This is a genomic window from Pseudomonas sp. NBRC 111119 (assembly GCF_001320125.1).
GTDB classification, from domain to species: Bacteria; Pseudomonadota; Gammaproteobacteria; order Pseudomonadales; family Pseudomonadaceae; genus Aquipseudomonas; species Aquipseudomonas parafulva.
This window is the reverse complement of record NZ_BCAV01000017.1, coordinates 81,804-92,574: the sequence shown is the minus strand read 5'-3', so window position 1 is coordinate 92,574 and position 10,771 is coordinate 81,804. Positions and strand designations below refer to the sequence as shown.

At 60.8% G+C, this 10,771-nt stretch carries 5 protein-coding genes; 2 read left to right on the top strand and 3 right to left on the bottom strand.

The features are described from left to right. Together APH25_RS07385 and APH25_RS07380 are read left to right on the top strand one after the other, a co-directional pair. Nucleotides 1-4,456: non-ribosomal peptide synthetase (locus tag APH25_RS07385; RefSeq protein ID WP_156333142.1), on the top strand; the 4,456-nt coding region annotated here is incomplete at its 5' end. Between the two features lie 51 nt (nucleotides 4,457-4,507). After that, nucleotides 4,508-5,467, top strand: a complete 960-nt coding sequence (locus APH25_RS07380; protein ID WP_060481512.1) for an alpha/beta hydrolase — start codon at nucleotides 4,508-4,510, stop codon at nucleotides 5,465-5,467. A gap of 74 nt (nucleotides 5,468-5,541) precedes the next feature. Here APH25_RS07380 and APH25_RS07375 read toward each other — a convergent pair whose 3' ends face one another. From APH25_RS07375 to APH25_RS07365, 3 genes are all read right to left on the bottom strand, one after another. Then, nucleotides 5,542-7,971, bottom strand: a complete 2,430-nt coding sequence (locus tag APH25_RS07375; RefSeq protein WP_256217491.1) for a TonB-dependent receptor — start codon at nucleotides 7,969-7,971, stop codon at nucleotides 5,542-5,544. 120 nt (nucleotides 7,972-8,091) lie between these two features. Continuing rightward, complete coding sequence (locus APH25_RS07370; protein ID WP_060481511.1) at nucleotides 8,092-9,741, bottom strand: cyclic peptide export ABC transporter; 1,650 nt, start codon at nucleotides 9,739-9,741, stop codon at nucleotides 8,092-8,094. A gap of 96 nt (nucleotides 9,742-9,837) precedes the next feature. Next, nucleotides 9,838-10,749 carry a formylglycine-generating enzyme family protein gene (locus tag APH25_RS07365; RefSeq protein ID WP_060481510.1) on the bottom strand — a complete coding sequence of 304 codons (912 nt, stop codon included), beginning with the start codon at nucleotides 10,747-10,749 and terminating at the stop codon, nucleotides 9,838-9,840. Nucleotides 10,750-10,771 lie beyond the last annotated feature (22 nt).

The window sequence follows — 10,771 nt, the reverse complement described above, 5'->3', positions numbered from 1 at the left end:
GCTGGAACACCCGGCGGTACGCGAAGCGGCGGTGCTGGCAATAGACAGCAAGCAGCTGGTGGCCTACCTGGTGTTGACGCCGGCAGCCGATGCTCAGTGGCGTACGCAATTGGCGGAGCACCTGTTAGCGCAGTTGCCCGATTACATGGTGCCCACACAGTGGGTTGCGCTGGAGCGTCTGCCGCTGTCGCCTAACGGTAAACTCGAGCGCAAGGCGCTGCCAAAGCCTGACCTGGAGCAGGTCGTTCATATCGCGCCTAGTACAGTGACCGAAACCGCCTTGGTGGAGATCTGGCAGGAGGTACTGGGTATTGACCAGGTCGGTGTCAGCGACAACTTCTTTGCACTGGGCGGGGATTCGATCGTGTCCATTCAGGTGGTCAGCCGGGCCCGCGAGGAAGGCCTGGCCCTGAGCCCCAAGGACCTGTTCCAGTACCCGACCATCGCAGCCCTGGCCAAGCAGGCAGTACTTGAAGCTCCCGTGGCACCGCCGGTATTCGCCGAGGACCGGGTCCTGCATTGCCTGGATGCCGCTCAGGTCGCAGCGCTGCCAATACCGCACGATCTTGTGCAGCATCTCTACCCGCTGTCTCCCATGCAGCAAGGCATGCTCTTCCTCGGGCTCAATGCCCCCGGGGCGGAACTGTATGTCAACCAGCTGAGCCTGCCGGTGGAAGGCCTGCGAGTAGAGCGTCTTCGTCACGCCTGGAACACGGTGCTCGCCCAGCACGAAATCCTCAGGACCGGTTTTGTCTGGCAGGACCTTGAGCAGCCGCTGCAGTTCGTGATGCAGACGCTGCAGATACCGCTGCAAGAGCTGGACTGGCGTGGCCAGAAGGATATAGCGGCACGTCTGGAGGCGCTTGCGGCCGCTCAACGTGTGGAAGGGTTCGAACTCGACTCGCCACCGCTGCAGCGGATCGTGCTGGTACGCCTGGATGATCAGCGCCATCATATGATCTGGACCTACCACCACATACTGATTGATGGCTGGAGCATTTCGCAGCTGATCGGTGAAGTACTGGCGGTGTATGCCGGCAAGGTGCTGGAGCCAGCGCAGCCTTACCGCCATTACATCGATTGGCTGCAACGCCAGGATACCGCCACTGCCGAGCAGTTCTGGCGCAACCAGCTGGCCCGGCTGGAGCAGCCTACCTATCTCGCCGACAGCAGCGTGGTGGCTACCGAGGGGGCAGGCCACGCCGCGCTGTACAGCCGCCTCGACGCGTCATCTACCGACGCCCTCAAGGCATTTGCCCAACGCCAGCAGGTCACCCTCAACACCTTGGTACAGGCCGCCTGGCTGCTGTTGCTCAGCCGTTACAGCGGGCAGCGCAGTGTGGCCTTCGGCGCCACGGTTTCCGGGCGGGCCTCGAGCCTGCCGGGAGCCGAGCGCATTCTTGGTCTGTTCATCAATACCTTGCCGGTCATCGGCCGCGTCGAGCCTGAGCAGTGTGTAGGGGACTGGCTGCGGGAAATCCAGCAGTACAACTTGGAAATGCGTGAGTGCGACTACACCCCGCTGGCCGATATCCAGCGTTGGGCGGGGCACTCCGGCCAGGGGTTGTTCGACAGCATCATCGTGTTCGAAAACCAGCCGATCGACCGTACGTTACGCGAGTGGAACGACGATACGTTGCGCTTTGGCGAGAGCGCCAGTGCTGGGCTGACAGACTTCCCCATGGACTTGATGGTGACCCTGGAAGAAGGGCTGGTAATCGAGTACATGTACCTGCGCGAGCACTTCGCTGCCACGGTGGTTGAACAGATACGCGCCAATATGGAGGGGGTGTTGCAGTGTTTGGCCAGTGACGCGCGTGCGTGCCTTGGCAGCATTGGCTTGCCCAGCGCCAAGGCGCAGGTGGCCAAGCTGCCTGCCAAGCCATTCGACCGCCTACCGGTTCATGAGCGCATTGCGCAGATGGCCGCACAGCGGGGGGATGCTCCGGCTGTGTTGGCCGGGGGGCGGTGCCTGAGTTTCGCCGAGCTTGAACAGCGTGCCAATCGCCTCGCCCACCGGTTGTTGGAAGAGGGCGTGGGCCCTGATGTGCGGGTCGGCGTGGCGATGCCACGCAGCGAACAGCAGTTGGTCGCGCTGTTGGCTGTGCTCAAGGCGGGGGCGGCCTATGTGCCGCTTGATGCCAGCTATCCGCGCGAGCGCCTGGCCTACCTGATGGATGATTCTGGCATCGCCCTGTTGCTCACCACGGCCATGTTGCATCAGCAACTGCCGGTTCCGGTCAGCGTAAATGCCGTGGTATTGGACGACCTTGCGCTGGATGGCTACCCGGCATCGCCACCTGCGGTTGCCGTACTTCCGCAAAACCTGGCTTATGTGATCTATACCTCGGGTTCCACTGGCCAGCCTAAAGGTGTGGCTGTCAGCCACGGGTCGTTGGCCATGCATGTGCAGGCCATTGGTGAGCGCTATGCCATGGGGCCTGAGGACTGCGAGCTGCACTTCATGTCGTTTGCCTTCGACGGGGCGCATGAGCGCTGGTTGACGACGTTGAGCCATGGCGGCCGGCTGCTGGTCCGTGACGACGAGCTGTGGACCCCGGAGCAGACCTATGCAGCCATGCAGACGCACCAGGTAACAGTGGCGGCATTCCCTCCGGTTTACCTGCAACAGTTGGCAGAGCATGCCGAGCGCGAGGGTACGCCACCACGCGTTAGAATCTACTGCTTTGGCGGTGATGCAGTGCCCCAGGCCGCCTTCGAGCTGGTCAAGCGCACGTTGCAGCCTGAGTTCATCATCAACGGCTACGGCCCGACAGAAACCGTGGTTACCCCTCTGTTGTGGAAAGCTGACTGGCAAGCCAGCTGTGGGGCAGCCTATGCACCGATCGGCAGCCCGGTGGGCATGCGCACTGCGCAGTCGCTGGATGTTGACCTGAACCGGCTGCCGGTAGGTGTAGCTGGGGAGCTGTACTTAGGGGGCGAAGGGCTTGCCCGTGGCTACCTCAACCGCCCCGGGCTGACGGCCGAGCGCTTCGTGCCTGACCCATGTGGTGCAGCGGGAAGTCGCCTTTACCGCTCCGGGGACCTGGTGCGCGAGCGGGCCTGCGGAACGTTCGACTACCTTGGTCGCATTGATCAGCAGGTCAAGATTCGCGGGTTCAGGATTGAGCTGGGCGAGATAGAAGCGCGGCTGCAGACCAGTGTTGAGGTCCGTGAGGCAGTGGTGGTCGCCCTCGATCATGGGGCAGGCAAACAGCTGGCAGCTTACGTGGTTGCCAGCGCGGAGGCTGGGCCTGAGCTGGTTCGCAGGCTGCGCGAACAGTTGCAGAAGCAGTTGCCGGATTACATGGTTCCGACCTACCTGGTGGTATTGGCACGATTACCCTTGACCCCTAACGGTAAACTGGACCGCAAGGCCTTGCCGGCGCCAGTAATGACCCCGGCAGGTGAGCGGTATGTGGCGCCGGTAGGGGAGCTACAGCAGGCGCTGGTACAGATTTGGCAGGCGCTGCTGAAGGTTGAGCGTATTGGCGTAACCGACAACTTCTTCGAGCTCGGTGGGGACTCCATTCTCAGCCTGCAGTTGGTGGCGCGCAGCCGAGGCCTCAAAAAGCTCGGGTTCAGCCTCAAACTGCGTGATCTCATGCAGAAACCGACCATCGCTGAGCTGACCGCTGCGACCAGGGCTGATGAACCGTCACCGGTGCTTGTGCTAAGCCCTGCCGTGGCTGAACGTGCACCGCTGTTCTGCGTGCACGCAGGCTTCGGTACCGTGTTTGATTACGATCACCTGGCCAGACGCCTGTCTGGCCGCCGTCAGGTGGTCGCCCTGCAGTCGCGCATGCTGCTGGAGCCTTCCTGGCAGGACGCATCGCTGCAGCAGATGGCCGTGGCGTATGTGCAGCATGCACGCCGGGTCCAGCCGCATGGCCCTTATCACTTGGCGGGCTGGTCTTTGGGCGGCACGCTGGCCGTTCTGATGGCCGCAGAGCTAGAGCGCCAAGGTGAGCACGTTGAGTTTGTGGGCCTGCTCGACAGCTACGTGCCGGGTGAACCTGTACCACTCGAGGATTGGCAGGCAGATCTGCGCGAGTTCTTGCAAGTCACCACGCAGGAACTGGCCGAACACCTTCAGGCCAGTGGCTCCGAGGCTCCGGACAATATCCAACGGGTGATCGAGCAAGCGCTGGCACGCAGCGGCGGGGACACAGTGGGGGCAGGGTTCGGTGCGCATGAGCTGGCCCAGGTGTTCGGGGTGGCTCGCCACCTGAAGCGCCTGTCTTTGCAACTGCCTGCCTGCCCACGCTTGCAGGTTCAGGCCGAGGCCTGGTGGACCGCCGGGCGCGAGGCAGACGCACTGCGCCTGGCAATGCAGCTGGCGCAAGCCGTTGATCCAGGGCGTGTGCTGGGCTGTGGCCACTTCGAGGTGCCCCGTGACGAAGCGATTCTGGGGTGGCTGGAGGAATGCCTGACCGAATCGCTTGAATCCCTTTAATACTACGCAATCGGCCGGCCCTTGCGGGCTGGCCGATGGAGTGAATGAACGATGGCTTTGAACCCTGATATTGCTGCCTATCTTGAACTGGTCGACGGTGGTCGGGCGGCGGGTAGGCGAAACGCCATGCATCTGCTGTCTGCGCAGGAGGCGCGTCGGCAGTTCGATCTTGCCTCACAGATGATGGATGCCGGCGGCATCGAACTGGCACAGGTGGATGACCTGCAGGTCCCTGCCCGCGACGGCCACGCCTTGGCGGCGCGGCTTTACAGCGCCTCGCGGTTGAACCCGCAGGCGCCGGCGGCGACGGTGCTTTACCTGCATGGCGGCGGTTACGTGGTAGGTAGCCTGGACTCCCACGATGGGCTGTGCAGGGCATTGGCAGAGTCTGGCGAGATTGCGGTGCTCTCCATTGCCTATCGCTGTGCCCCTGAGTGGCGCTTTCCGACGGCAGTCTATGATGCCGAGGATGCGTGGGCCTGGCTGGCCAGCCACGGGCAGGCGTACGGGCTGGACCCAAAACGCCTGGCTGTGGCCGGTGACAGCGTGGGTGGTAGCTTGGCCACTGTACTTGCCAATCGCCTGGCCAGCGTCATGGCGCCGGTACAGCCGCTGCTGCAGGTGCTGATTTATCCGGTTACCGACGCCAGCCGGCAACGTGCGTCCATCGAGCGGTATGCCAGCGGCTATCTGCTGGAAAAGCAGACCTTGGAATGGTTCTACGATCAGTATCAGTCCGTCGCGGATGATCGCTTGGATCCACGCTTTTCGCCCTTGCTGGGCAAGCCGGCGCAGGATGCGGCGCCGGTGCTCATGCTGTTGGCGGAGTGCGATCCCCTTTACGACGAAGGCGTGGCCTATGCCGAGCATCTGCGCACAGCCGGTGCGCGGGTTGAACTGTGTGTATACGAAGGCATGACCCACGATTTTCTGCGTATGGGCGCTATCGTCGAGGAGGCCCAGCAGGCTCAAGGGCACATTGTTCGGGCGCTTGTACAGGCCCTGGCCTGATTCCTTCACCCAGGTTTTCAGCAGGCGGAAAAAAGGGCTCATCCGTTGGATCAGCCCTTTTATTGCCTGTGGGTTCAATAGGTGTACTTGAACGTCGCAGTCAAGTTGCGCGGTGCCCCGTACACACCCGCACTGGTCGTGCTGTAGTACTCCTTGTCGAACACATTGTTCAGGTTCAGCGCTGCGGACAGGTTCTTGTTGATGTCATACCGCGCCATCAAGTTGGTGATCGCATAGCTTGGTTGTTCATAGTAACTGAGGTCGAAACCGGTTTTGCTCTGCCAGTTCACGCCGCCGCCTACAGTGAGCTTGTCCAAGGGGCCGGAAAGCCGGTACGAAGTGAACACCTTGAAGCTGTTGCGTGGTATTTGTGTGGCGATGCGGTCGTTGTCCGAGTCGGTACTCACGCTGTAGGTGTAACCCCCGGCAAGCTGCCAGTTTTCTGCAAGCTCACCATTGAGCTCCAGTTCAACGCCTTTGGTGGTGGTGCCTTCTTCAGACCTGTAGGCCTGCCAGCCGGAGGGCGTGAGGTTGCTGCCGTCCATGATGGCCAGGTTGTCCTGCTCGAGCTTGAACACGGCCAGGCTGGCGTTGAGCTTGCCGTCGTTGAGGGCCGCCTTGATGCCGGCTTCGTAGCCAGTGCCTTCAAGCGGCTCTAGATAGGAGCCAGTGACAGTCTGCAGTGACTGCGGGTTGAAGATCTTGGTGTAGCTGGCATAGACCGACCAGATATTGTCGATGTCATAGACCACCCCGCCGTAAGGAATGAAGACACCGGTCTCTTTCCTGGACACGTCGTTGTAGTAACTGCCGTCGAAGTAGGCGGTCTTGTCCGTCTGCTTCCAGTCAATAACGCGGCCGCCCACGATTACTGTTAGGTCGTCGCTGAGGTGAAAGCGCGATGTGAGATATGCCGCGTACTGGTTTTCCTTGAAATCCTGCTCGCCGTACTTTTGAAAGCTCGGCTTGGTAACCTCACCGTCCCAGGCGTACACGTTGCCGATGGTGCCATCGTAGCCGCCGCCTGGGCGGATCCACCCGCCGTAATCGGGCGCGTTCTCGTTGCGGATCTGCGACAGGGTGACCCCGGTAATCAACTCATGCTCCCGGCCGAGCAGTTGAAAAGGGCCGGTGAAGTAGGCATCGACGGCGTCCTGTTTGGGATGGCCAACGAACTTGTTCGGCATCACATAGGCGCCTTGCCCAGTGGCGCGGTCGATGTCGCCAGCGAAATAGACGATTTCCGAATCGTACTTGTTCTCGTTGTGGCTGTACTCGACCTTGCCGCTCCACCCGTTGTCGAATGTGTGCTCGAGGGAGGTGAAGAAGGTGGTCTGCTCGTGGTCGTAGTAGTTCCAGTCGGCAGACGTATTGAACGAACGCTTGAAGTCAGTCTTGCTGCCATCGCTGAATTTCAAGGGGAAGCCGCTGCGCGGGGGCTGGTTGGTATGAACGGTGAGGTAGCTGAAGCCTGCGGTGAGCAGCGTGTTCTCGGTGAGGTCGAACTCGGTGATGCCGTAGACCAGGTTGCTGTCCTGCTTGAAACGGTCGACCCAGGCGCGTTCGTTGTTGTAGTCAACCACCAGCCGGCCACGGATATTGCCGGTTTGCGTGAGTGGCCCGGAAACGTCGACCGTGGTGCCGTAGCGATCCCAGGAGCCTGCATCTGCGGAAATCGACAGCTGCGGGTCGAACGTGGGGCGCTTACGGATCAGGTTGATGGTGGCCGAGGGCTCACCCATGCCGCTGATCAGCCCGGTTGCACCCCGTACAACCTCAATGCGGTCGTACATCGCGGTATTCTGGGTGTAGTTGTCCAGGCGCGAAGAGGTGGGTACGCCATCGATCTCGTAGTTGTTGATGGCAAAACCCCGCGAGTAATAGCTGTCGGTATCTGCCCCCAGGCCTTCGCGTACTACAGTAATGCCCGAGGTGGCTTCGAGCGCGTCGGTCAGGTTTGTGAGGCGTTGGTCCTGCATACGCTGCTGGGTAATCACCGAAATCGACTGCGGGGTTTCTTTTACAGGAATATTCAGGCGGGTGGAGCTACTGGACGATTGGGTTGTGTAGGAGCCGGTACCTTCTGTGATCGAGCCCGGCGCCTTGCCGGAAATGGCAATGCTGTTGAGCTGCACCGTGGAGGACGATGAGTTGAACCCCGGGATCAGTGAAATACTGTTACCGGTTTTCTGGTAAGTGATGCCGCTCCCCTGCAGCAACCGGTCCAGCGCCTCTGCGGGTTCAAGTGTACCTGAGACCGAGGGCGCCTGCAGGCCTTGTACGGTGTCTGGTGAATACAGCATCTGCAGGTCGGTTTGCCGCCCAAGTGACTGCAAGGCGTTGTCCAATGGTTGCGCCGGAATGCTCACTTTGACAGGCTCGGCGCTTGCTTGCCCAACCATCGACAGCATGCCAAGAACGGCGCTGGACAACAGCGTACGCTTGAAACGGGCGCCCTGTATGCGGGCAGACCGTGCAGGGTAGGGCGATTTGAGCTGGTGCATCGCGTGTGGAACTCCCATGTGACAGCGTGGCATTTGGTTATAGTTATCAATAAACGCACCAGCCGAAAAAAATTTACCCCCGGCGCTGCTGGCGGCGGGGGTCGAGCGCAGCCTGACGAGTCAGGCCACAGATGTTGCGTGCAGTATGCTGCCCGCCTGCAGCCGAATCACCTGGTCTGCTGTATCGAAGTAGCGATCGTCGTGGGAAATGACGATGATCGTCTTGCCCATCCGTTTGAGGTCTGGCAGCAGCTCGGTGTAGAAGATTCTGCGGAAGGTCGGGTCCTGGTCGGCTGCCCATTCGTCAAATACCAGCACCGGCCGCTCCTCAAGCCAGGCGTTGATGAGCGCCAGGCGCTTGCGCTGCCCTGTGGACAGGTCAGTAGTGGTGAAGATGCCGCCCTGTACACTCACCTTGTGAGCAATTTCCAGGCGCTCCAGGTAACGATTGGCATCCTCGGGGATGTGCTGGTCGCCCTGAACCACATCGTCGAACAGGTAGTAATCAGCGAACACGGTGGTGAAGAGTTGGCGGTAGTCGTCCCGGTTGAGCGCATCGATCAGCCGGCCGTTGAGGCGGATTTCACCTTGCTGCGGTGCGTACAGGCCCAGCAGCAGCTTTATCAAGGTGGTCTTGCCGCAACCATTCTCGCCAACGATGAACAGGATTTCGCCTTGCTCGATGGTCAGGTTAACCGGGCCCAGGCGGAAGGGCGCAGCCCCAGGTGCTGCTGGGAAGCTGTAGCTGACATTGTGCAACTCCAGGCAGTGTACGTCGGGTGCCTTCTGGCCATTGTCGGCCAGCAGCAGATGCGGTTCAGGCGAAGAGAACTGTTCGGACAGCTCGGCAATGCGGCGGAACGCTATGCGCGCCCGGCTGACCAGCGGCAGGGTGCCAATCAGATGTTCCAGTGGCCCTTTCATGTACAACAGAACCAGCACGAAGCCGCTGATCACTGCTTTGTCGCCGGTTGGCCAGAACGCCTGAAGCGCCAATGCGAGGCCTATGACGACGAAGAACAGCATGGAACCCAGTGTCTTGGCGATTACGAAGGTGTTGATTGAACGCACCTGGGTTTCACAGATGAAGTCTGCGGTGCCCTGGATGCCGTGTTGAAACATGCGCTGCCGACGTGGCCGGTTGATGCGCAGCTCTTTGGCCCCCCCTGCGATCGCGTTGTAATGCTTCTGCAACTGGTCTTCGGCGTCCCGCGCAGCCATGAACCCGGCTATCCCGCGGCCTTGCGCGATAAACTGGATGACCGACCCGATGATCAATGCCACCATCAGGATCAGGAACATGGGCAGTGACAGCATCGCCAGATACCCCATGCAACCCAGGGTTACGGTCACGGATATGGCCAGGGGGGCAAACGCGAAGGCGAAGTCACTGATGGTATCCACGTCATGCGTCAGTACAGGTATCAGGCGGTGGGTACGAAAGCGTTCGATATGTTCGATGGGCGCGCACAGCACTTTTTCGCCCAAGGTTTTGCGAAGGCCAGCGATGATGTGCTGGCCCACGTAGTTCGTGCCGATATCAGAGCAGATCTGGCTCACCAGGGCCAACAGACACAGCCCTGCGAACAGTGCGACTACACCTTGGGTGAGGCCTGCCTCGGCATGCAGTGCGTTGTTGATTGTGGCCAGCAGCACCGTGACGCTCAGGCCGCCAACCATGCCCAAGGCTATGGCAATGATCACGATGAATCGAAATGGCTTGAGCAGGGCGAGCAACTCGGCAATTGCTCCGCGCGGGGGCTGGGTCATGTACTGGGCTACCTTGAGTGGGAAATGCGATTACCTGGAGAGACGTCCGGGCTGGCCACTTATTTAAAAGGCCTGCCCGAATGCAGGTGCCAGGCGTTACAGGTCGCGCACCACGCGAAAACCAACCCAGTCACCGCGGGTTGAGGGCAAAATATTGTTGCGGTTGCCGGAGCGTGAAAAGATCGGTGCTTCGCCGTAATCGTTGCCGCGGATCTGGTAGGACGTGCAATTGGGCTCTATCCAGGCACTGCCGTCGGTAGGGGCGCCAACGTAATTCTCGTGTTCGCAATCTGCCAGCCATTCATACACATTACCGTGCATGTCATAGACGCCGAAGGCGTTGGCCGGGTAACTGCCGACCGGCGAGGTGTAGCTGAAGCCATCCACGGGCCCGTAGGTGTTGGCGTGCTTGGCAATGCTGTAGTCCTTGCCCTCATCAAACGGGAAGGGGAATGCCCCGCTGCTGCCTGCACGCGCTGCGTATTCGCGCACGGACTCACTGGTCAGTCGGTAATTTTTGCCGGTCTTCCTGGACAACCAGGCGACATAGTCTTCGACCTCTTCAAGGTTCATGCATACCGCAGGGTGCCTACCCGTAACCTGGTAATTGCCACCGTATGTAGGGCGTCCGCCCCGGGTTGCCGTGCCTGCCCGGCAGAGCCGGCCTGGGCGGTCATCGCCGCTGGGCATCCTGTAGCCGGTTGCTGCGATGAACGCATCCCATTCGTCGAACGTGATCTGGAAGCGGCTGATTGCCAACGGCCTGGCAATGGTCACTTTGTGTATCGGCCCTTCGTCATCCTGGCGACCCATTTCGTCATCCGGGGTACCCATCATGAATGAACCTGTGGGCAGCACCACCATTTCGGGGCAGCCCTGCTCGCAATCCTTGAATACGGTGCCCGGTTTTACAGTGGCTGCCAGCGTTGTGGGTGGGGCGCCTACCAGCGTCAGCAGGGCCAGTGTGGCTAGAACAAGGGGGCGGACAGCAGGGGGGGAAGGGCGCATGATCAGTCTCACTTCAAGGAAT